Raw genomic sequence first — 334 nt, 5'->3', positions numbered from 1 at the left:
TCACGGTCAGCACCACATTGTTCTGTCCCACATGGGCACAAGTGAATGCTTCGGTATCCAAAGTAAGGGACTGGATCCCGCAGTTGTCGGTTGAAACGTTGTCAACAGCTTCGGCCGTGGTGGATGCATTGCCGTTGGCATCCAGGTAGATGGTCACGTTTTGGGCAAGGGCTGTCGGGTCGATGTCGTCAACCACGGTTACCACGGCGTTGGCGGTGCTTGAGTTGCCGTTCACATCGGTTACGGTCAGCACCACATTGTTCTGTCCCACATGGGCGCAGGTGAAATCGGCAATATCGAGTGCCAGCGAAGCGATCCCGCAGTTGTCGGCTGA

1 pseudogene is annotated in these 334 nt (G+C 56.0%); it reads right to left on the bottom strand.

Features of this window, described 5'->3' with window-relative positions:
• A pseudogene (locus tag N2K84_RS20340) lies at positions 1-334 on the bottom strand (HYR domain-containing protein); the annotation flags it as partial.

This window comes from Gaoshiqia sediminis (genome assembly GCF_025907915.1).
Classification (GTDB): domain Bacteria; phylum Bacteroidota; class Bacteroidia; order Bacteroidales; family Prolixibacteraceae; genus Gaoshiqia; species Gaoshiqia sediminis.
This window is presented reverse-complemented; position numbering and strand designations above follow the sequence as displayed.